The following is a 20250-nucleotide window of genomic DNA, read 5'->3' on the forward strand; positions in this document are numbered from 1 at the left end:
TTTTAAAATGAAGAGAATGTGTATAAATGTGATCTTTTATGTGGATATGTGATTAAAATACTGTGGATAAAGTGGATAACTTTAAAATATTTAAGAATAATCAAGATGTTATTGTGGGTATCATTGTGGATAAAGATTCTCACCTTAAAAAAAAGAGCACCCGTTAGGGCACTCTTTATGCATCTGATAGATCTTCCCATTCCGCAAAAAGTGATTCCATCTCTTGATTGAGCGCATCATTTTCTGTTTGAATGGCTTGTACTTTCTCGTGATCTTGGAAAATAGCAGGATCACATAGAAGCTCTTCGTTTTCACCAAGCTTGTCTTCGATGACAGCGATACGCTCTTCAATTTCTTCAATTCGGCGCTGCTTTTGTCTTTCTTTCTTTTTGAGTTCTTTTTCTTCTGCATAGGAAAGTTTTGCTGTTTCTACTGGTTTTTCTGCTTGTTTTTTATGCGTCTCCTGAGTTTGGAGTGCTTCAAGCTCTAATTGTTCGTTTTTCTTTTCAAGATAGTAGTCGTAGTCACCGAGGTATTCTTTTGTTTCATCTGGCGAAAGCTCAAGTACTTTTGTTGCCAAGCGATTGATAAAGTAACGGTCATGCGAAACAAACAAGATGGTGCCTGGATAATCAATCAGTGCATTCTCTAAAATTTCCTTACTGTCTAAATCAAGATGGTTCGTCGGCTCATCAAGAATCAGGAAATTGGCTTTTTGGAGCATCAGCTTTGCCAGCGCAAGTCGTGCTTTTTCTCCACCGCTTAATGCATGTACAGGCTTTAAGACGTCATCACCTGAAAAAAGGAAGTTTCCTAAACAAGTCCGAATGTCTTTTTCAGTCATATGGGGATAATCATCCCAAAGTTCATTTAACACTTTCTTGGAGGATGTCAGCTTGGCTTGTTCCTGATCATAGTAGCCAATCGTCACATGAGAACCAAAGCTGATCTCGCCTTTTACTGGTTTTAACGTATCCGTTAAGGTTTTTAAAAGAGTTGATTTCCCGATACCGTTAGGACCGATGAGTGCCACGCTATCCTCCCGTTTAATATGAAAAGAGAGGGAGGAGAGGAGCGGCGTTTTTTCATCGTAACTAATATCGAGATCATGCACCTTCAGCACGTCATTTCCGCTTTGCCTCATAATATCGAAATGGAAGTTTGCGGATTTTTCATCTCCTAACGGCTTATCTAAACGATCCATTCGTTCCAGCTGTTTCCGCCTGCTTTGAGCACGCTTTGTGGTGGAGGCTCTTGCTAAGTTCCGATCCACGAAATCTTGAAGCTTCGAAATTTCTTCTTGCTGTTTTTCATACAGCTTCATATCACGCTCTAGCTGCTCAGCTTTTTGGTCAAGATACTTACTATAGTTCCCTGCGAACTTTTTCATCGCTGTTCTTGACACTTCATATACATGGTTCACGACTTTGTCTAAGAAGTATCGGTCATGGGAAACGATGAGAATGGCTCCTGTATAATTTTGCAAATACTGCTCAAGCCATGATAAGGTATCAATATCTAGATGGTTGGTTGGCTCATCCAAAATCAAGAGTTCTGGTTTCATCAATAATAGCTTTCCAAGCGCTAGACGAGTTTTCTGACCGCCGCTTAAGGATTGGACGGTTGTATGATCTTCAAAATGACTAAAGCCGAGTCCGTGTAAAATGGAGCGGACATCTGCTTCATATTGGTAGCCGCCTTGATCTTTAAATGCTTGCTGCAGCCTGTCATAGGTTTTCATTAGAGAATCTAATTCTGTTCCTGTGGAAGAAGCCATTTTCTCTTCTATGGTTCTCATCTCTTGTTCCATTTCTTTTAAATGATCGAAAACGGATAGTAGTTCGTCTTTTAGCGTACGTGTAGACGTCACATCTGTATGTTGTGCTCGATATCCAATGGATAGGTCTTTCGGTTTGATGATCTCACCTTGTTCGTAAGACATTTGACCGGCAATGATTTTTAAAAGCGTGGATTTTCCTGCACCGTTACGACCGACAATGGCAATACGATCCCTCGCTTTGACTTCCAATTTTATATTCGTTAAAACGGTATCAGCGCCAAACGATTTGGACAGCTGATTCACTTGTAGAATCATCATGTAACTTCACCTCTGCTATAATATGTTAAGTGTAGCTTATCAGCAGTAAACCGGCAAATCTTACATACGGCTGCCATGTTCAAATGAAAGACAGATAGGAAAAAATAGTGTATGATTTGAGTGAGGGAGCGTTGAAAGATGAGTCAATTTAGCCACTTTAACGAACAAGGAAGAGCAAAGATGGTCGACATTAGTGACAAATCGTCTACAGTGAGAACTGCCGTTGCTGTTTCAAGCGTTCGTATGATAAAAGAAGTATTTCATCAAATACAAAAGCATGACATTGGAAAAGGGGATGTGCTGTCTGTCGCACAGGTAGCTGGCATCATGGCAGCAAAGCAAACGTCCAGCATCATTCCAATGTGTCATCCGCTTGCATTAAAAGGTGTCGATATCTCCTTTGATTGGGAGGAAGACGGAAATGCGTACATTCTGAACATACAAGTACAGGTGAAAACAAAAGGAAGTACGGGTGTGGAGATGGAAGCGCTCACTTCTGCCTCAGTATGTGCACTGACCGTTTATGACATGTGCAAAGCAATAGACAAAGGGATGATCATCGGCCCGACCTATCTAGTAGAAAAAACAGGCGGGAAAAACGGTGATTTTCACAGAGCATCTGATATTTAAGTTGGAGGATCTTATATGAATATAGACCAGTCAAAAATTCCACAAGCGACAGCCAAACGTTTGCCGCTTTACTACCGTTTTTTAAAAAATCTGCATGCATCAGGAAAACAAAGGGTGTCATCGGCAGAGCTTAGTGATGCAGTCAAAGTGGATTCTGCCACCATTCGCCGAGATTTTTCTTACTTTGGTGCACTTGGGAAGAAAGGGTATGGCTATAACGTCGATTACCTCTTGACCTTCTTTAGAAAGACCCTTGACCAAGATGAAATGACGAATGTCATGCTCATCGGTGTCGGGAATTTAGGGACTGCTTTTTTACACTATAATTTCATTAAAAATAATAATACAAAAATTTCAATGGCTTTTGACGTCAATGAGAGTAAAATAGGAAGTGAGATAGGCGGCGTGCCTGTCTATGATTTGGATAAGCTTGAAGAGCATGTGCAAGAGGTAGGAGATATTCCTGTTGCGATTTTGACAGTGCCTGCCGTAGCAGCTCAATCCATTACAGATCGTTTGATTGCCCTTGGCATCAAAGGAATCCTTAACTTTACGCCGGCTCGATTGAATGTGCCGGAACACATTCGAATTCATCATATAGATTTGGCGGTTGAACTTCAGTCTCTTGTGTATTTCTTAAAGCATTACTCTGTTACACAGGAGGACTGACGAAAAGGGGTAAAGGGGGTGGAGCAAATGGGTCCGATCGGTCCTGGAAGTTTGGTTCTGATTGCGGTTGTTGCGCTCATTATTTTTGGGCCGAAAAAGCTTCCTGAATTAGGAAGAGCAGCAGGAGATACATTACGTGAATTCAAAAATGCCACAAAAGGTTTAGCTGATGATCAGGAAGAAAAAAAGAAAAAAGAAGATCAGTAGAATAGGATGAGCTTCATGAATGTCAAAGATATGCCGCTTATGGAGCATATTGTGGAACTGCGAAAACGTTTAGTGATCATTGCGATGTTTTTTGTCACCTTTATGGTGGCAGGTTTTTTTCTCGCTAAGCCGGTCATTGTGTATTTACAAAATACCGATGAAGCGGCCACACTGACATTGAACGCATTTAAGCTCACAGATCCACTGTACGTGTTTATGCAGTTCGCTTTTGTCATCGCTCTTGTTTTGACGTGTCCCGTGATTTTATACCAGCTTTGGGCGTTTGTGAGTCCTGGCTTATATGAAAAAGAAAGAAAGGTGACACTTGCTTATATTCCGATTGCACTGCTTTTATTTCTGAGCGGTGTGGCTTTCTCTTATTTTATTTTGTTTCCATTTGTCGTCGATTTTATGATACGGATGTCAAATGATTTACATGTGGAGCAAGTGATTGGGATTCATGAGTATTTTACATTTCTGATGCAGTTAACACTTCCATTTGGCTTTTTGTTTCAGATGCCTGTCGTGTTGATGTTTCTCACAAGACTTGGCATCATTACACCGATGTTTTTATCAAAAATACGGAAGTATGCCTATTTTGTCCTCCTTGTCATTGCCGCACTGATTACACCGCCAGAGCTCGTTTCTCACCTCATGGTTACCTTGCCAATGCTCGTTTTGTATGAAGTGAGTATTGTCATTTCAAGAGTGACCTATCGCAAAATGCAGCAAACAGAGACAGAGGAGAAAGAAAAAGGTGTTGTCTCATAAAAAAGCACCGTGATCCTAATAGGGGTCACGATGCTTTTTCTATTGTGAAAGAAATTGATTAATTGCTTGAAAGAGATGCTCATAATAGGAAGGTTCATGCGGGACAAAATCATGTATACGGACCTCTCTCTTTTCCTCACGTCGCTTGCCGTCTGCATCCACTTCAAAGCCCTCGATGTTCATTTTTTCGCATTCTCTATTTAAAAGCTGCTGTGCATCCATCAGCCTTGCTCTATAAAGTCCAGCAACTTCTTCTTTCTGTAGATGGACATCCATGTGCTCTTTTTGATCCATATAAAGATACACATGGCAAAACTCACGATCGGTAAACGAAGGCAGATGGATTTCATCTTTAATGACACCAGCAAAGGTAAGGTTCTCAAACGAGATGGAGAGACCAAGCTCTTCTTCGACTTCTCTGATGCCATCAGAAGGCTGTTCATCTGCGAGAAGGTGGCCTGCTGCTGTGATATCAAATAGAGAAGGGAAATCCTTTTTGGAGGGACTCCTCAGCTGAAAATAGAGAAACACTGTGTCATCTTCCTTTTTTAAAAGCCAGAAATGAAAGGTTTCATGCCAAAGGCCCTCAGCATGGATATCAGATCGAGCGGCTGTACCAATCGTTTCATGCTGATTGTTCATGATGTTCAGTTTTTCGTGTTCCATGAAAACATGACCTCCATAAAAAAACCATTTTCCAAACGGCGGAAAATGGTTTCTGCTTTATTTTTGCTGTTGTTTTTTCATTTTGACAGAAAAAGCAAACATTTTTAACGCGATATTAATATTATAGGCCGCAAACACCATCAGCAAAATGCTGTAAAATGACCACATGTCACCTGGATTTTGAATGGCCATATAGGTGAACGCCACACCTACGGCAAAATAAATAATGCCCCATACGACAGGGTTTCTCATGAGAAAAAGCCTCCAATAATCATTTGCATTGTTTGAGATTGTTCTTCAATCATTTTTCTTACTGGCTCAATCTGCACAAGGATAACGAGCGAATTCATCAGCATATGAGCACCGATTGGCACAATGATTCGTTTTGTTTTCGCATATAAAAAGGCAAAGGTAAAGCCCATTGCGGTATAGAGCAAGATATGTGGGAAATCATTGTGTACAGCAGCAAAAACCACTGAACTGACAAGTGCGCCAATGAAAAAATTCGTTTTTTCATAAACCACACCAAAAATGATTTTTCGAAAAATGATTTCTTCTAATATCGGTCCAATCAGAGCGATGACGATTACAAGCCATGGAACTGCATCCATAATGGCTAAAATATTTTGAGTATTTTCGGATTCTCGGCTAATGCCAAATGCATATTGTTCAATCGCCCCCGCAATGGATTGTGCAAAGAGGGAAAGAAAGAAACCGCCAATGATCCAAGCGATTGCCGCGCCGACTGAAGCCGGTGCTTCATTTCGAAGTGAAGCTTTTGGCACAGTCCGAAGAATGAGCAGAATAATGATTAATCCGATACAGAAGCTAATGATTGTCCATGTTCCTGACAATTTAGAGAGCTCTGCTTGTGTCATCGGTGTCTGAATGTAACCTAACCACTTCATGATGAACACATACGGAAACGCAGAAACCTGCACCAATATATACGTTAAGATGATGTACCAATATTGTTTTTTCAAGTAACGAAAACCCCTTTACTAAAAGAACTAGATTTATTGTAACACAAGTCTTCTTTTTCGTTGAAAAGGAAAGAATTTGAGTTGAAAAAAGATCATGAAAGCGTAAAAATTTTTAAAGGTTTTTACTTGAAATTGCAGAAGACATTCTTTATTATAATAAATGTGTTAGCACTCGTTGATGATGAGTGCTAAAAAAGACTACATATAAAAATTGAGGAGGTTGTTTCTTATGTTAAAGCCATTAGGCGATCGCGTAATCATTGAACTCGTTGAATCTGAGGAAAAAACCGCTAGCGGTATTGTCTTACCGGATTCTGCAAAAGAAAAACCGCAAGAAGGTAAAATTGTTGCAGCAGGTTCAGGTCGTGTACTTGAAAGTGGTGAGCGCGTTGCGTTAGAAGTAAACACAGGCGACCGCATTATCTTCTCAAAATATGCAGGCACTGAAGTGAAATATGAAGGAAAAGAATATTTAATCCTTCGTGAAAGCGACATTTTAGCTGTTATTGGTTAATCACATAAACAAAGATTGAGATATATTTCTAAAAAGACTGAGGAGGTTTCGTTATTATGGCAAAAGATATTAAGTTCAGTGAAGAAGCACGTCGTGCGATGTTACGTGGTGTAGATGCACTTGCAGATGCTGTAAAAGTAACTTTAGGACCTAAAGGACGTAACGTGGTTCTTGAGAAAAAATTCGGTTCTCCACTTATCACAAATGATGGTGTAACGATTGCAAAAGAAATCGAATTAGAAGATGCATTTGAAAACATGGGTGCAAAACTTGTGGCTGAAGTTGCAAGCAAAACAAACGATGTAGCTGGTGACGGTACAACGACTGCAACAGTTCTAGCTCAAGCGATGATCCGTGAAGGTCTTAAAAACGTAACAGCTGGTGCAAACCCTGTTGGCGTTCGTAAAGGCATCGAAGAAGCAGTGAAAGTAGCACTTGAAGGCTTGCACGAGATTTCTAAACCAATCGAAGGTAAAGAATCAATTGCTCAAGTTGCGTCTATTTCTGCAGCAGATGAAGAAGTCGGCAGCCTAATTGCTGAAGCGATGGAGCGTGTAGGAAACGACGGCGTCATCACAATTGAAGAATCTAAAGGTTTCACAACTGAGCTTGAAGTGGTTGAAGGAATGCAGTTTGACCGTGGATACGCTTCACCATACATGGTAACTGATTCTGATAAGATGGAAGCGGTTCTTGAAAATCCTTACATCTTAATCACTGATAAAAAGATCACAAACATTCAAGAAATCCTTCCTGTACTTGAGCAAGTCGTACAACAAGGAAAACCATTATTGATCATTGCTGAAGATGTAGAAGGCGAAGCACTTGCAACACTTGTTGTGAACAAACTTCGTGGAACATTCAACGCAGTGGCAGTAAAAGCACCTGGATTCGGTGATCGTCGTAAAGCAATGCTTGAAGACATCTCTGTTCTAACTGGCGGAGAACTCATCACTGAAGACCTAGGACTTGACCTGAAATCAACTGAAATTGGTCAGCTTGGCCGTGCGTCTAAAGTGGTTGTTACAAAAGAAAACACAACCATCGTAGAAGGCTCAGGAGATTCTGCTCAAATCGCAGCACGCGTAAACCAAATCCGTGCGCAAGTAGAAGAAACAACTTCTGAATTCGATAAAGAAAAATTACAAGAACGTCTTGCAAAACTAGCTGGCGGCGTTGCTGTCATCAAAGTTGGTGCTGCAACTGAAACAGAACTAAAAGAACGTAAACTACGCATCGAGGATGCACTGAACTCAACTCGTGCAGCAGTTGAAGAAGGTATCGTATCTGGTGGTGGTACAGCACTTGTGAATGTATACAACAAAGTCGCTTCCATCGAAGCTGATGGTGACGTTCAAACAGGTGTCAACATCGTGCTACGTTCTCTTGAAGAGCCAATTCGTCAAATCGCTCACAACGCAGGTCTTGAAGGATCAGTCATCGTTGAGCGCTTGAAAAACGAAGAAATTGGCGTAGGCTTCAACGCAGCAACAAACGAATGGGTAAACATGATCGAAAAAGGAATCGTTGACCCAACAAAAGTCACTCGCTCTGCACTTCAAAACGCAGCTTCTGTAGCAGCTATGCTTCTTACAACTGAAGCAGTCGTAGCTGACAAACCAGAAGAAGGCGGCTCAGGCGGCGGAATGCCGGATATGGGCGGCATGGGTGGCATGGGTGGAATGATGTAACACCCCTCGAAAACCCCTTGAAATATAGGGGTTTTTGTTTTGTCTATTTTTTGGTTAAGAGCGTTAAATGAATTGAAACTTTCACCGCTTTACATCCGTTAACTAAAGAGACAGTGATTTTTTGGTTTTATCTAACATAAAGAGATGAGATGATTTTAAAAAGAAAAGCGGTGATCATATGGGCTTTACGACTTGGGTGGCGATTATTGTTGCACTGGCTGTCGTGTTTGGATTGTTTGGATCGAAGAGGCGTGATAAATAAGAGGTTGAACCCACTTCCAGAGAGGAAGTGGGCTTTTTATTGCATATACAATATTCATGAGCTATACTAATTTTTAAAATTTATGTAAATACAATAAAAAAGAGGCGTGATAAATGAGAGAAATTTTGCGGGAGATTGGCGTGATTGCTCGGGCGCTTGATTCCATTAGTAATATTGAATTTAAAGAGTATGATTTAACGAAGGGGCAGTATTTGTATCTTGTGCGTATTTGTGAGAAGCCTGGCATCATTCAGGAAAAACTAGCGGAGATGATCAAGGTAGACCGAACAACGGCGGCCCGGGCTATTCAAAAATTAGAGCTGCATGGTTTTATTGAGAAAAAAGATGACACAGTGAATAGGAAAATCAAGAAGCTGTTTCCAACTGAGAAAGGAAAAGCCGTCTATCCAATGATCAAACGAGAACATGATCATTCAAATCGGGTAGCGCTGGATGGATTTTCTGAAGAGGAAGCGGAACAGATTTATGAGTATCTTCTAAGGGTGCGAAAGAATATCGAAAAAGATTGGGAAGATGTGAAAAAAGGCAAAAAGAGAAGCTACTAAATAAATAAGGGGGGGGGAAGGGAACATGCATGTACCATCATTTTTTCAAGTGAAAGATATGGAGAAAATCAAATCATTTATTCAATCTCATTCATTTGCTACAGTTGTGACGACAACGAATGAAAAGCCCATTGCGACCCATATTCCAGTGAGTTTTCATCAAATTGGCGATTCGTATGTGATCTCAGGGCATATGGCGATTGGAAATCCTCAGTGGAAAACGTTTGAAGAAAATGAGAAGGTGCTCGTCATTTTTCAAGGGCCGCATGCTTACATATCCTCTTCATGGTATGAGAAAGAAGCCGTACCGACGTGGAATTATCAAGCTGTACATGTATATGGAAAGGCTGCACTGCTCGAAAAATCAGAACTGGTCAAGGAATTAACAGCGATGCTGGAGACATATGAAAGTCATAGAGATCAGCCAGTGCTGTGGGATACGTTGTCTGAGGAACTGCTAGAGAAACAAATGAAAGGGATTGTGGGCTTCAAAATCATCATTGATGAAGTTCAAGCTGCTTTTAAGTTAAGCCAAAATCGCCATGAAAGAGATTATGCTCGCATTATTGAACAGCTGGAAGCAGAGGGTGAAGTGGAAATGGCGGCTGCGATGAAAAAGAGAGAAGAGAATATATGAAAAGAGCACTCTGAAGAAAAAGAGTGCTTTTGTTGTTATCCTTTTATGTTCAAATATTCTTCAAGGGTTTTGCCGCTCTTTTTCACTTTTTTCGCATTTTTTGATCCGAGGTATCTGAGGTGCCATGGTTCATATTGATAGCCTGTCACTTTTTCTTTACCTTTCGGATAACGGATGATAAAACCAAATTCATGGGCATGTTTGGCCAGCCATTTCGCTTCTTTTGTATTGGCAAAAGAATCTTCAGCCCAATGTTTTGAATTGGCACCGCCGATATCAAAAGCAAGGCCGGTTTGATGTTCGGAATAGCCTGGTCTTGCGCTAAATCGATCTGCTTGTTTTTTGCCATGAGAGGCGACGTAATTGTTGTACAAGACACGCTGACGGTCGTATGAACGGAAGGTACTAAAAGCGGTGAGTCGGATGTTTGCTTTTTTTGCTTTCGCGATCATAGCGTTTACTGCTTTTCTCGCTTGTTTGTTTTCTCCGGGATTGTATGAAGATGGGAGTCTATGTTTCTTATTCACAACCAATATCCCTTTTACATACGTACCTGGCGTTTTAGTGGAAGGAGCAGCATATGAAGCTGGTGAGCTTTTGCCTGCTTTTTTGATATATTGAGAGCTGACGTAACCCGTCTTTCCTTTATACTTTGTTTGAATCCATGAACCATTCTTTTTAAGATAAGGAATCCTTTTCCCTTTTGGAATGGTCAATATCACTGAATATTTTGTTCCAGGTCCCTTGCGAAGATGAACATTCGCTGTTGTCACGTATTTCGGTGCGGCTGCTTTTGCGACTGGTGTCGCATGAGTCATGTGTAAAAAGGGCAGCTGGACAGGAAAGATTCCAAGCCCAAGTACGAGAACCACACTGACAATAATTCCTTTGATCCACGGGTGTTTCATCTTCATTTCTCTCATCCCTTTCAATCTACTAACATACATATATTGAGATAGATTGAAATAAAGTGCAATGGTTTTTTTATGTCAATTGAGATTGAATCATATCATTTGGTTCTTTTTTTGTTTAAAATTACATAAAAAAATCCACTATTTCCATAAAAAATCAGATGAATTCCTTATAATAAAAGTATCTGAGAACGGGGAGTGAGTCGAGATGGACCAAAACGTGCTGCAAATGGATCAAGACAGATCAGAGAATGAATTCGCGGTTCTTAATATATCTTCTAAAGAGATTGGTGCTCTATCAAAGGGAGCAGCGGAGCAGATTTTACAAACGGGAGATACGGACCGTATTCATCAGCTGATGTACGTTCCGATTGAAAAGAAAGAAGATTTGAATTGGCTGATCCAATGTGTTGGGGAGGCGCTAAAGAATGAAGTTGGTGATGACGTTGCACTAGAAGTAGCTGATTTGCTCTATTTCTTTGTCATTCCGTATTATGGGGAGTATATGTTGAAAGATCGTCATTTGTATGAGGATATCGATCATTTGCTGGTACGATTAGCATCTAGAGCTCACTCGGATATTGACACACTGATTGATATCATAAGAGAAGATTTAAATGAAAATATACAATAAAAGAAGCTTGTAGAGCGATCCTCTACAAGCTTCTTTTATGTGAACGTTATTCAGCAGGAACTGTTTTGACAGGCTCTTTTCTAAACACACCCATGCATCCTGCGATTAGGATTAATACAGCTGGAAGGATAAAGAACATAGAAATAGAAATAATACCACCAACAGCAGATACTAATAATAAAATCCCGCCAAGCTTTGCTTTTTTCTTCACGATAACAGATGCCACAATCGCAAGAATAGAGAAAAGCATCGCTGCCCAGCCTAATCCTGTGATTTGACTCGTACCTGATTCACTAAATGCGGCATCGAGTCCTCCAAAGGCAATGGCAAACATTGCACCGAAAAATCCAAAAATACCTCCAATTAAGCCTAAAACAAATTCCGTTGTTCTTTTCATGATACTTTCCTCCGATATGTAAATAAGAATTATTGGTACTTAAGAACCAACACAATCTTACTCATCGGCATTCTTTTCACAATGTTAATAGTTTTGTTAAAAAAAACAAGAAAATCCACAAAGGATTTTATTGTCCAATTACTGGGCTCTCTCCCAGGTAATCTTTGTTTCGTTTGTTGTTTTCTTTCCTTTTGCCAGTACTTTTCCATTTTCCTGTTTCATGGTAATGTTTAGGTCATAAAAGGAGTAGAGGGCGCCGAGGCTGTCATTTTCCGGTTTATGCAGATTGTTTTCCTTTTCAGTGGATGCACCAATAGCTAGTGTTTTGGCAAAGTTCAAACCAATGACTTCAGCGTAATCACTATTGGTCTCAGATGAAGCCGTCACGTTTAAGGAAATGACTTTTTTCTTTTGATCAACGGTGATCGCTGTGTCTTTTACGAGCTTAGACTGCTCCATGACCTCTTTCGTTTCATTTTGAATGCGTTCATTAATCGTTGGAAGTGCCGTAGATTCTGTTTTTTCTTCTTTTGCCGTATTTGAGCAAGCTGCTAGGATAGAGAAGGTTGCAACAAGACTCATGAAAACAAGTAGACTTTTTCTCACGTTCTTTCTCCTTTGTTCTTCAAAGTATGTATGCTTATGTTACCACGAATAGATGTTTTGATTAAAAGAGAAGTGTTGATAAGCTGTGAACAATCAAAAGCACCCAAAGTTGGGTGCTCCAGCGTGTAGACAAACCCTCGCATTCGGTGTCAGGCCTGCGCGCCGGTGCTCACGAATGTCAAATTCGCTCCGCGCCGGTGCTCGCCCTTCCTAGACTGCAAAGGTTTTCTTGCACGCTGAAAAGAAGACAAAGAGCTAAAATAAAATCATTTTAGCTCTTTGTCAGCAATTTTGAAGCACCCAAAGTTGGGTGCTCGTGTTTTATTGTGCTGAAAGGGTTGTACTAAGTGGGATAGACGAAATGACCGTGAATTTTGGAGCCGGAGCACCAGATTCTAGATTTTTGCGTAAAAGAGATGATTTGACGGTGCCGTCCCATTTTTTATAGACACTTCCAGATGTATTTGCACGGAGCTGTACATTAGAGAAACTTGCTTGCGAGTAGCTGTTTGTTCCATTATCCTGTACGCCATGTACCATTTTGACAACATCAAGGTTTTTCAGACGGCTAGGGTTGAAAACAGGCTGTTTATAACGCAGTTTCTCGTTGACGTATAGTGACACTGTGCCATCACCGTTGTTGATGAGCTTTAAGTTGACACGTGCACCATCTTTAATACTTGAATCGTATTCACTGTTCCAATATTGACTGCCGCCTTGGGAGCCGCTGCCTAAAAAGACCTTATAGCCAGAAGATGTTTTTGAAATTCCGCTTTCAACAACGGCAGAACCGAGACCAAGATACCAGTCAGCATAACCATTTTTAATGGTGGCTGTTTTTGGCAGCACAATATCAGCCGAGATACCTGACCATTTGGCTTCATCCGTTTGTGTCACGATGGCGCCGTGACGAGGACCAGCCGCAGAGGCGTGAATACTTGAAAGCATCAAAACGAAGGTCAAACTTACACTCAAAACGATGAACCACTTTTTCATGAAAATTCCTCCTTATCTTTGATTCATTTCTATTATATAAAACGAAAGGGGAGGTCTACTTACGATGTTCTGGCTGTTTTTGGTGAAATTTATGAACAAAATCGGTCATTAAGTGGTCAACTTGTATTCGAATTGTAATGTGACTGTAAAATAACTGGGTGCATCTTCATGTATAATAGGGTCAGAAACCAAATACGGAGGATTTTTTAATGAATAAAAAGCTTATCGCGACAATCGTAACAGTAGCTAGTTTATTTTTAGCGTTTAGTTTCTCACATGGAGCAAGTGCAAAAAAAGTAAGCGGCAATATTACTTGGTATAATGGTGTCGGTAAAAAAGGCGCAGATGGAAAAAAACTCGGTCATTGGGATGCAGCAACAAAAATGGGATTTGACGTACCGAAAAAAGGTACAAAACTAAGAGTGACAACAAAAGCGAAACCACATAAAGTGATTACAGTATATAAATATGATGTAGGTAGAATGCCAAACGCAGTATTAGACGTAAGTCCGAAAGCATTCAAAGCACTTGGGTATTCAACAAGTAAAGGTGTCGTCAAAGGGCATTACACTTATTAATACATAGGCATGCAAAGAAGCGGGAAAATTTCATTTTCTGGCTTCTTTTCTTGTGGAGAGGGTCTGAAAGTCAATGAAAAAATCAACATGGTGGATCATCACAGTGATTGGAGTCGCAGTGATTGCGGCCGTTATTTTCTTCATGATGAAGCCTGGGCAAGAGGCGAAACAGGAAGGAAATGTGAAAACAAATCAAGATGCAAAAGACGAATTGCTTGTTTCTTTTACGGATCAAAAGTTAAACAATACTTATTACTTGCATGACAAGGCGCTTCATACAGAGAAACTGACAGCATATCCTTCAATTGCTTATGATCAGGCGAAACAGCTTTTATACTACACGTATACAAATGAAGACACACAAAAAGTAAGTATACGGGAATTGAATGTGAAAACGGATAAAGAAAAAACGCTCTTTACGAGTGACGATTCAATCGACAGTATGAGACTTTCTGGTGACGGAAAACAGTTATATCTAAGGTATAACAAGGATTCAGGTGAGCAATTTTATGTAGCGTCTTTTGATTTGAAAACACAGAAAGTGAAAGTGTTATATCCAGAAAAAAGTGATGATGATACGGTGAGTTCTTTTGCTTATGATCCAGCATCAAATCTGTTGGCCATTCAGCATTATTCGTTAAAAGAGGATTATAAAAAGACGGATGAGGCAAATGAAAAAGGAATGGATCCTGAACCAACGACCATGAAAATTACCCTTCAAACAGGTGAGAAGGGTAAGCGAATTGCACGTATTTCTCAAACCATCAATGATATTTCTTTTTCGCCAGATCATAAAAAACTCATTTATACAGAAGTGAAGGTTCGAAATGAAAAAGAAGTATCATCTATTAAGGTGATGGATGTAGATACAGGAAAAACGAAGACACTCGTTAAAAACAGCCAAGATGTGCGTATTTTAAGTGCTGCCCAGCCGCAATTTTCTGCGGATGGTACATCTGTTTATTTCTTAGGTGTTGCAAAGAACGCAAAGGAATTAAAGGATGACACAGGACGAAAGGCGAAGGTCAGAACCATTTTTGAATACGATATTAAGAAGAAAACAGTAGAAACCGCTTGGGAGAAAGAAGGCGGGATTGTTAACAATTTCACTGTCAATTGGTAAAAGATGCGCGTTCAGTTATTTCATATAACTGGACGTTTTTTTATTTTGTTATGGGATGTGTCGGTGAAAAATGCGGATTTGTGAAATGAACATCACTTTTTAAATAAGGAAATGAGTGGTATTTTGATATTTTGCTGCTGTGACAGAATCAGCGTAAGAGAGTAAAGTAAGTGGAAATAAAAAAACGAGAGGACAGAAGACTTCTCGTTTTCTCTTATTTATTTATTGTTTTCATCTAGTAAGTTTTGAAAAATAAACAAGGCATTAATGGAATGAGGGAATCCTGCAACCTTTGTACAGTGCTTAATGATCTCCATAATCTCTATAACAGAGAGCCCGATATGTAATGCTTGTACAAAATGAGCTTTTAACTCTTCATCACAATCACCTTTTGCAATGAGAGCCGATAATGTGCTGATGGCCTTCTGTTTTTCATCTAATATGAAGTGATTGAATTCTTTTTGTTCACCGAGTTCAATTGTTAGTTGTTCAATGTTTGATCGAATGCTCTCATTTTCATGAATTGAAAGCTTCTCCCTGTTACCTGCCACTGTTTCTTGCTTGACCTGGCAAGTCTCTTTTTCTTCATTCAAATTGAACTCCTCCGTTTTTTATGACGATTTTCTATTTGTTTGTGCATGGTTTCTTAAGTGCCTTTTGATAGAGGTAATGGGTATATAGTAGTATTATCGGTTTACTTCGTCAACTTTTTAAGTGTGGAATGTTCAAATAAATGCCATTCATGCGATACATTGTTCGTTTTTTCTCATGGAGATTGAAAAGAAAATAGAGGGCTAATATATAGAAGCTGTTAGCCCTTTTTCATATTACGCAATTAACAGAGAGGAGGTTTCATATTTACTAAATGATATCCATCGGCCGCATCATGTCATAATCCTCATGTTCTAAAATGTGACAATGCCACACATATCGTCCGCTATATGGGACAAACCGAGCGATGATTCGAATGACTTCACCGGCATGCGCCTGAATTGTATCCTTGTAGCCTTGTTCATGCAAAGGAGGCGCTTCATTTGGTCCCGTGTACACGATTTCACCTGTTGATTGATAGATGTCTGTATCGAATGGTCTTCTATCAATCACCCGAAATTGAACAAGATGTAAATGAATAGGGTGTGTGCCCCTTGTTGGGTTGACAATGTTCCATACCTCTACACTACCAAGTCGAGGATTTTCCGTGACAGGATCATTCCAAAACTGGTTATCTAGTAATAAAATCGGGCGCCCATATTTATCTTGTGTGCCAGTAAGCGTTAGCGTCCGCTCGTTATCAGCTCGGCTCGGCCGGAGCGGTGGCAGTGGTTTGAAGATCGGACGTAATGTTTTAGCTGCTCTTCCTTTGAGCGGACGAGTGACTTTAAATTGCATAATGTTTGCATCTGTTTCTGGATTGACTTCCTGACCGCAGCCTGCCGTATTTTTTAAAACAATCGTTTTGTTTTCGTAAGCTGAGAAGTCGATGATGACATCAAAACGTTCAGCAGGTGCAATGCTAAAAGATTGGTGATGAACAGGTCTTGGCAAAAAGCCGCCATCAGATCCAATTTGTAAGATTGTGGCGTCGTTATCTAGATGAAGCTCGTAAGTTCTTGTGTTGGATGCGTTTAAGATACGAAAACGATATTTTCGCGGCTCTACTTCTAAATACGGCCATACTTTTCCATTGACTAAAATCGTTTCCCCGCAAAAAAATGGCACGATAGAGGGATCTGGAAGGTCACTATCTTCTGGTGTGTTATTTGGTCTACTTGGGTAAAACAGTGCGCCATCTTCCTGAAATGTCCGGTCCATGATCATTAAAGGGATATCATATTCATCTTTCGGTAATTCGAGTGATTTTTCAAACGCATCTGAGATCAAATAAAAGCCAGCTAATCCGGCGTATACATTTAATCGTGTTAATGCCATGGCATGATCGTGATACCACAATGTGCATGCTTGCTGGTGATTAGGGTATTCGTAAACCTCTCGTTCAAAGAAGGGGCCGGTCGCTTCAAAGTCTCGCGAAAACCAAGCCTCTGGATAACCGTCACTGCTTGCAGGTGTCACGCCCCCATGCAGGTGAACGACTGTTTTGACTTCGGGTTCATCATGATGTCCAGCGTGAATGGTATGATCGACAGGCAGGAAGTGTTTCAGCGGCAATTTGTTCATCCATTTCACTTTGACCTTTTCATTTCGATTCGCTTTAATGGTTGGACCAGGCAAACTGCCATTATAGGTCCATAACTTGGTTGGGGGCAGATCTCTATGAACTTTTAGGAACACCTCCTCCATAGCGATTTCATAATACGTTTGTCTTGGGTTTTTTTTGACGGGCTCTGCGACTTCTGGAATTGGCAGCTCGTCAACAAACTTTTCTAGGTTCATGTTGACTAATCCTCACTTAAAATCAATTTGATACATTATAAGTGCGGACATCCAAATAGGTGAATAAAATAAAAAAACCCGCTTTTCAGCGGGAGAATTAAGGGTGTTTATTTTCAAGCGCTGCACTTGCAGGCACTTTTTTATTTGGTTTAAAGATGAAGTAGGCGGCTAGTACACTGATGGTAATGATGCTTGTCAGTATGAGCTGAGGTCTCATCGATTCGATAAACAGCATAGAGGCCAAGATGGCGCAGATGACCAAAATGGTAAAGTACGTAAGGTATGGGAACAGCCACATTTTGATTTTAAGTTGTTCTGGATTTTCTTTTTCAATTTTACGACGCATTCTTAATTGTGAAACGGCAATGACCAAGTAGACAAGAAGTGCAATGGCACCAGAGGCATTGACTAGAAATAGAAAGATGGTTTCAGGGTAAAAGTAGTTCATCATGACGGCAATATAGGAAAAGAAGGTACCAGCGACTGTAGCTGCTACAGGGACACCGCGTTTGCTGATTTTCATAAAACGTTTTGGTGCTTCGCCTCTTTCAGCTAATGAATAAAGCATTCTGGACGTTGTGTATAGGCCGGAGTTTAAACAAGAAAGAACGGCTGTTAAAACAATGACGTTCATGACTTGAGCGGCTGATGGGACACCGATGTATTCTAATACTGCAACGAACGGACTTGTTAAAATACTCGCTGAATTCCATGGGAGTAACGTGACAACGACAGCGATCGACCCGACGTAGAAAACAATAATACGCCATACAACTGAACGAGTAGCTGTTGTCACAGATTTGACAGGGTCTGCTGACTCACCTGCGGCAATTGCTACAATCTCGGTTCCCATGAATGAAAAGATGACAACGACAATCCCGAGGAGCACAGAGCCGAACCCGTTTGGAAGGAAACCGCCATTCCCCGTTAAATTGGCAAGACCTGCAGTATGATGACCGCCAAAACCAAAGATAAATGCAAAACCAATGAGTAGGAATAGAATAATGCTGACGACTTTAATCAATGAAAACCAATATTCAAATTCGCCAAAAGATTTAACAGAAAAGATATTTGTCAAAGTTAAGAGGATTGTGAGGATAAGACTTGTGAGCCAAACAGGTGCATCTCCATACCAATATTGAATAATGGCAGCACCGGCAATGGCTTCAATGGCGATGACGATGACCCAGAAGAACCAGTAAAGCCAGCCGATTGTAAACCCAGCCCACGGGCCGATGGCGTCGCTCGCATATTGTGAGAAAGAGCCGCTTGTCGGATAGGCACATGCCATTTCTCCAAGCATTCTCATAATAAAGATGACCAGAAGTCCGGCAAATGAATAGGAAAGAATCGATCCAGGCCCTGCAGAATGAATGACAGCACCACTACCAACAAATAGCCCTGCCCCAATGACCCCGGCAATGGAGATCATTGAAATATGTCTTGTCTTAAGGTTTTTTTGAAGACCGTTTGTCATGTTGGACATTTCTTTACCTCCAAACATTTCTCTTTTATTCGAGAGTTTGTTTTTAGAATATTTTAAATTTTATCATACTGAATTGTCATTCAGCATTGGACAGGTTATCAAACTGACATTTCAAACCTCTTAACATGATGTTAAAAAGTATAAAGGATTTGAGAGATTATGTTCCCTCATTTTCCTCTGCCCATTCTTAAAAATAGCATAAGAAGGAAGAAAGAAAAGTTGTGTTTTAAAATAAAACTATTCTGACAATTGTACAGTAGAGTGATTTTGTTCTTTTTCATTTTTCGGGGTGGTTTTGAAAAACGTTGATGGGAGTAGGTCTTGAGGTCAATTGACCTTATAAAAATAAGTTTGCTTAGGTCAACACATTTCTATGTATCCTATTTTGCTGATTCAAGCGAATCATGTTGCTGTAGACCCACACGGGCTTGGCTTTGTAAGATAAATATAGAAAAGTAATGTGTGAGGAGGCGCTGTTCGGTATGGAGCGCTACAACGAATTAAGACAAGGTGAAACAGGTGCTTGGGTCAGCATTATAGCCTATGTGATCTTATCTGCTGTCAAACTGATCATTGGGTATGTGTTTCATTCAGAAGCCCTTTCCGCAGATGGCTTGAATAATACGACAGATATCATTGCTTCGCTTGCCGTATTAATTGGGCTGCGTATTTCTCAGAAGCCACCTGATGAGGATCATCCATACGGTCATTTTAGAGCTGAAAATATTGCGTCACTTGTGGCTTCCTTTATTATGATGCTTGTCGGGCTTCAGGTTTTGCTGAGTGCAGGCCAGTCGCTTTTCTCATCAGAGCATCAAACGCCTGATATGATTGCAGCTTGGACGGCAGCAGGAAGTGCTGTTGTGATGTATGGCGTGTATATGTATAACCGTAAACTGTCTAAACGAATTAATAGCCAGGCCCTATATGCGGCAGCGGCTGATAATAAATCAGATGCTTATGTGAGTATCGGGACGTTTGTCGGAATTATCGCCTCTCAATTTCAGCTGGCATGGGTTGATACGCTTGCTGCGTTTGTGATTGGCTTAATTATCTGTAAAACGGCGTGGGAGATTTTCAGAGATGCGTCTCATTCGTTAACGGACGGTTTTCATATAAAAGATATGTCTAAATATAAAGAGACGATTGAAGCGACACCAGGAGTGGGCGATTTGAAAGACATTAAAGCTCGTTATCTTGGAAGCACCGTCCATGTGGATGTGGTCGTTGAAGTAGAACCGCATTTAAACATCGCAGAAAGCCATGATATTGCAGATGAAATTGAACGCAGAATGAAGCAGGAACATGATATTCTACACTCTCATGTTCATATGGAACCAGCAAGTGAGCCTAAAGAGGAGCAGAAGTCTTTTCCGTCGTGAGAAGGCTTCTTTTTTCTACGTGTTGATGTTTCATGCAAATGCGTGTTGTATG

Annotated in this window: 23 protein-coding genes; 12 read left to right on the top strand and 11 right to left on the bottom strand. The window is 40.5% G+C overall.

Annotation, left to right across the window (positions count from 1 at the left end):
* Positions 1 to 175 precede the first annotated feature (175 nt).
* On the bottom strand, positions 176 to 2098 hold the full coding sequence (locus ID12_RS07825; RefSeq protein ID WP_050827002.1) for an ABC-F family ATP-binding cassette domain-containing protein: 1923 nt from the start codon (positions 2096 to 2098) through the stop codon (positions 176 to 178).
* A 138-nt stretch (positions 2099 to 2236) separates the two neighbouring features.
* On the opposite strand from ID12_RS07825, the gene moaC reads away from it, so the two are divergent.
* From moaC to tatC, 4 genes are read left to right on the top strand one after another with little or no spacing between them, the layout of a single operon-like run.
* Positions 2237 to 2728, top strand: coding sequence for a cyclic pyranopterin monophosphate synthase MoaC (gene moaC, locus ID12_RS07830; RefSeq protein ID WP_026050052.1), 492 nt, complete (start codon positions 2237 to 2239; stop codon positions 2726 to 2728).
* Positions 2729 to 2743: 15 nt separating this feature from the next.
* Positions 2744 to 3397 (top strand): redox-sensing transcriptional repressor Rex, encoded by a 654-nt coding sequence (locus ID12_RS07835; RefSeq protein WP_008355687.1) that lies wholly within the window; start codon positions 2744 to 2746, stop codon positions 3395 to 3397.
* 27 nt (positions 3398 to 3424) lie between these two features.
* On the top strand, positions 3425 to 3604 hold the full coding sequence (locus ID12_RS07840) for a twin-arginine translocase TatA/TatE family subunit (protein WP_008344374.1): 180 nt from the start codon (positions 3425 to 3427) through the stop codon (positions 3602 to 3604).
* A 15-nt stretch (positions 3605 to 3619) separates the two neighbouring features.
* The gene (gene tatC, locus ID12_RS07845) at positions 3620 to 4375 is read left to right on the top strand and encodes a twin-arginine translocase subunit TatC (protein WP_050827003.1); all 756 of its coding nucleotides are present in this window, start codon (positions 3620 to 3622) and stop codon (positions 4373 to 4375) included.
* 39 nt (positions 4376 to 4414) lie between these two features.
* Here the strand turns inward: tatC and ID12_RS07850 are convergent, their stop codons facing one another.
* The 3 genes from ID12_RS07850 to ID12_RS07860 are packed head-to-tail and all read right to left on the bottom strand — an operon-like array spanning position 4415 to position 6024.
* On the bottom strand, positions 4415 to 5041 hold the full coding sequence (locus tag ID12_RS07850) for an NUDIX hydrolase (protein ID WP_050827004.1): 627 nt from the start codon (positions 5039 to 5041) through the stop codon (positions 4415 to 4417).
* Positions 5042 to 5098: 57 nt separating this feature from the next.
* Complete coding sequence (locus tag ID12_RS07855) at positions 5099 to 5293, bottom strand: YdiK family protein (RefSeq protein WP_017366710.1); 195 nt, start codon at positions 5291 to 5293, stop codon at positions 5099 to 5101.
* The gene (locus tag ID12_RS07860; protein WP_008344365.1) at positions 5290 to 6024 is read right to left on the bottom strand and encodes a CPBP family intramembrane glutamic endopeptidase; all 735 of its coding nucleotides are present in this window, start codon (positions 6022 to 6024) and stop codon (positions 5290 to 5292) included. Before ID12_RS07860 ends, ID12_RS07855 begins: the two co-directional genes overlap by 4 nt.
* A gap of 229 nt (positions 6025 to 6253) precedes the next feature.
* Between ID12_RS07860 and groES the strand changes: the two genes are divergently transcribed.
* The 4 genes from groES (at position 6254) to ID12_RS07880 (ending at position 9694) form a co-directional block, all read left to right on the top strand.
* Positions 6254 to 6538 carry a co-chaperone GroES gene (groES, locus tag ID12_RS07865; RefSeq protein WP_003214120.1) on the top strand — a complete coding sequence of 95 codons (285 nt, stop codon included), beginning with the start codon at positions 6254 to 6256 and terminating at the stop codon, positions 6536 to 6538.
* Positions 6539 to 6594: 56 nt separating this feature from the next.
* A complete protein-coding gene (gene groL / locus ID12_RS07870; RefSeq protein WP_007496015.1) occupies positions 6595 to 8229 on the top strand; it encodes a chaperonin GroEL in 1635 nt (544 codons plus the stop codon).
* 375 nt (positions 8230 to 8604) lie between these two features.
* Positions 8605 to 9057: a MarR family winged helix-turn-helix transcriptional regulator gene (locus ID12_RS07875; protein WP_050827005.1), complete on the top strand. Its 453-nt coding sequence runs from the start codon at positions 8605 to 8607 to the stop codon at positions 9055 to 9057.
* 25 nt (positions 9058 to 9082) lie between these two features.
* Positions 9083 to 9694: an FMN-binding negative transcriptional regulator gene (locus ID12_RS07880; RefSeq protein WP_035391498.1), complete on the top strand. Its 612-nt coding sequence runs from the start codon at positions 9083 to 9085 to the stop codon at positions 9692 to 9694.
* A 35-nt stretch (positions 9695 to 9729) separates the two neighbouring features.
* Here the strand turns inward: ID12_RS07880 and ID12_RS07885 are convergent, their stop codons facing one another.
* Positions 9730 to 10608, bottom strand: coding sequence for a D-alanyl-D-alanine carboxypeptidase family protein (locus tag ID12_RS07885; protein ID WP_019743784.1), 879 nt, complete (start codon positions 10606 to 10608; stop codon positions 9730 to 9732).
* Between the two features lie 205 nt (positions 10609 to 10813).
* Between ID12_RS07885 and ID12_RS07890 the strand changes: the two genes are divergently transcribed.
* Complete coding sequence (locus ID12_RS07890; RefSeq protein WP_050827006.1) at positions 10814 to 11239, top strand: hypothetical protein; 426 nt, start codon at positions 10814 to 10816, stop codon at positions 11237 to 11239.
* A gap of 46 nt (positions 11240 to 11285) precedes the next feature.
* On the opposite strand, the gene ID12_RS07895 is transcribed toward ID12_RS07890, so the two are convergent.
* From ID12_RS07895 to ID12_RS07905, 3 genes are all read right to left on the bottom strand, one after another.
* The gene (locus ID12_RS07895) at positions 11286 to 11636 is read right to left on the bottom strand and encodes a DUF4064 domain-containing protein (protein ID WP_008344359.1); all 351 of its coding nucleotides are present in this window, start codon (positions 11634 to 11636) and stop codon (positions 11286 to 11288) included.
* 138 nt (positions 11637 to 11774) lie between these two features.
* Positions 11775 to 12242 (bottom strand): hypothetical protein, encoded by a 468-nt coding sequence (locus ID12_RS07900; RefSeq protein ID WP_050827007.1) that lies wholly within the window; start codon positions 12240 to 12242, stop codon positions 11775 to 11777.
* A 321-nt stretch (positions 12243 to 12563) separates the two neighbouring features.
* Positions 12564 to 13238, bottom strand: coding sequence for a hypothetical protein (locus ID12_RS07905; protein ID WP_050827008.1), 675 nt, complete (start codon positions 13236 to 13238; stop codon positions 12564 to 12566).
* 209 nt (positions 13239 to 13447) lie between these two features.
* Here ID12_RS07905 and ID12_RS07910 point away from each other — a divergent pair, with 209 nt between their 5' ends.
* Both ID12_RS07910 and ID12_RS07915 read left to right on the top strand, forming a co-directional pair.
* A complete protein-coding gene (locus ID12_RS07910) occupies positions 13448 to 13816 on the top strand; it encodes an RlpA-like double-psi beta-barrel domain-containing protein (protein ID WP_008344356.1) in 369 nt (122 codons plus the stop codon).
* Positions 13817 to 13889: 73 nt separating this feature from the next.
* Positions 13890 to 14939, top strand: coding sequence for a hypothetical protein (locus ID12_RS07915; RefSeq protein ID WP_050827009.1), 1050 nt, complete (start codon positions 13890 to 13892; stop codon positions 14937 to 14939).
* A 218-nt stretch (positions 14940 to 15157) separates the two neighbouring features.
* Here the strand turns inward: ID12_RS07915 and ID12_RS07920 are convergent, their stop codons facing one another.
* The 3 genes from ID12_RS07920 to gabP all read right to left on the bottom strand — a co-directional run bounded on the left by ID12_RS07920 (position 15158) and on the right by gabP (position 18816).
* The gene (locus ID12_RS07920; protein WP_007496965.1) at positions 15158 to 15532 is read right to left on the bottom strand and encodes a carboxymuconolactone decarboxylase family protein; all 375 of its coding nucleotides are present in this window, start codon (positions 15530 to 15532) and stop codon (positions 15158 to 15160) included.
* Between the two features lie 268 nt (positions 15533 to 15800).
* Positions 15801 to 17330 carry a multicopper oxidase family protein gene (locus tag ID12_RS07925; RefSeq protein ID WP_046526945.1) on the bottom strand — a complete coding sequence of 510 codons (1530 nt, stop codon included), beginning with the start codon at positions 17328 to 17330 and terminating at the stop codon, positions 15801 to 15803.
* A 97-nt stretch (positions 17331 to 17427) separates the two neighbouring features.
* Complete coding sequence (gabP, locus tag ID12_RS07930; RefSeq protein WP_050827010.1) at positions 17428 to 18816, bottom strand: GABA permease; 1389 nt, start codon at positions 18814 to 18816, stop codon at positions 17428 to 17430.
* 482 nt (positions 18817 to 19298) lie between these two features.
* Here gabP and ID12_RS07935 point away from each other — a divergent pair, with 482 nt between their 5' ends.
* Positions 19299 to 20198 (top strand): cation diffusion facilitator family transporter, encoded by a 900-nt coding sequence (locus tag ID12_RS07935; RefSeq protein ID WP_008344349.1) that lies wholly within the window; start codon positions 19299 to 19301, stop codon positions 20196 to 20198.
* Positions 20199 to 20250: the final 52 nt, after the last annotated feature.

Origin of the sequence: Bacillus altitudinis, assembly GCF_001191605.1 — a bacterium.
Lineage (GTDB): Bacteria > Bacillota > Bacilli > Bacillales > Bacillaceae > Bacillus > Bacillus altitudinis.

Coding starts and splice junctions, on each gene's coding strand:
- ID12_RS07825 (WP_050827002.1), bottom strand. CDS start 2,098: ATGATGATTCTACAAGTGAATCAGCTGTCCAAATCGTTTGGCGCTGAT.
- moaC (WP_026050052.1), top strand. CDS start 2,237: ATGAGTCAATTTAGCCACTTTAACGAACAAGGAAGAGCAAAGATGGTC.
- ID12_RS07835 (WP_008355687.1), top strand. CDS start 2,744: ATGAATATAGACCAGTCAAAAATTCCACAAGCGACAGCCAAACGTTTG.
- ID12_RS07840 (WP_008344374.1), top strand. CDS start 3,425: ATGGGTCCGATCGGTCCTGGAAGTTTGGTTCTGATTGCGGTTGTTGCG.
- tatC (WP_050827003.1), top strand. CDS start 3,620: ATGAATGTCAAAGATATGCCGCTTATGGAGCATATTGTGGAACTGCGA.
- ID12_RS07850 (WP_050827004.1), bottom strand. CDS start 5,041: ATGGAACACGAAAAACTGAACATCATGAACAATCAGCATGAAACGATT.
- ID12_RS07855 (WP_017366710.1), bottom strand. CDS start 5,293: ATGAGAAACCCTGTCGTATGGGGCATTATTTATTTTGCCGTAGGTGTG.
- groES (WP_003214120.1), top strand. CDS start 6,254: ATGTTAAAGCCATTAGGCGATCGCGTAATCATTGAACTCGTTGAATCT.
- groL (WP_007496015.1), top strand. CDS start 6,595: ATGGCAAAAGATATTAAGTTCAGTGAAGAAGCACGTCGTGCGATGTTA.
- ID12_RS07875 (WP_050827005.1), top strand. CDS start 8,605: ATGAGAGAAATTTTGCGGGAGATTGGCGTGATTGCTCGGGCGCTTGAT.
- ID12_RS07880 (WP_035391498.1), top strand. CDS start 9,083: ATGCATGTACCATCATTTTTTCAAGTGAAAGATATGGAGAAAATCAAA.
- ID12_RS07885 (WP_019743784.1), bottom strand. CDS start 10,608: ATGAAGATGAAACACCCGTGGATCAAAGGAATTATTGTCAGTGTGGTT.
- ID12_RS07890 (WP_050827006.1), top strand. CDS start 10,814: ATGGACCAAAACGTGCTGCAAATGGATCAAGACAGATCAGAGAATGAA.
- ID12_RS07895 (WP_008344359.1), bottom strand. CDS start 11,636: ATGAAAAGAACAACGGAATTTGTTTTAGGCTTAATTGGAGGTATTTTT.
- ID12_RS07905 (WP_050827008.1), bottom strand. CDS start 13,238: ATGAAAAAGTGGTTCATCGTTTTGAGTGTAAGTTTGACCTTCGTTTTG.
- ID12_RS07910 (WP_008344356.1), top strand. CDS start 13,448: ATGAATAAAAAGCTTATCGCGACAATCGTAACAGTAGCTAGTTTATTT.
- ID12_RS07915 (WP_050827009.1), top strand. CDS start 13,890: ATGAAAAAATCAACATGGTGGATCATCACAGTGATTGGAGTCGCAGTG.
- ID12_RS07925 (WP_046526945.1), bottom strand. CDS start 17,330: ATGAACCTAGAAAAGTTTGTTGACGAGCTGCCAATTCCAGAAGTCGCA.
- gabP (WP_050827010.1), bottom strand. CDS start 18,816: ATGTCCAACATGACAAACGGTCTTCAAAAAAACCTTAAGACAAGACAT.
- ID12_RS07935 (WP_008344349.1), top strand. CDS start 19,299: ATGGAGCGCTACAACGAATTAAGACAAGGTGAAACAGGTGCTTGGGTC.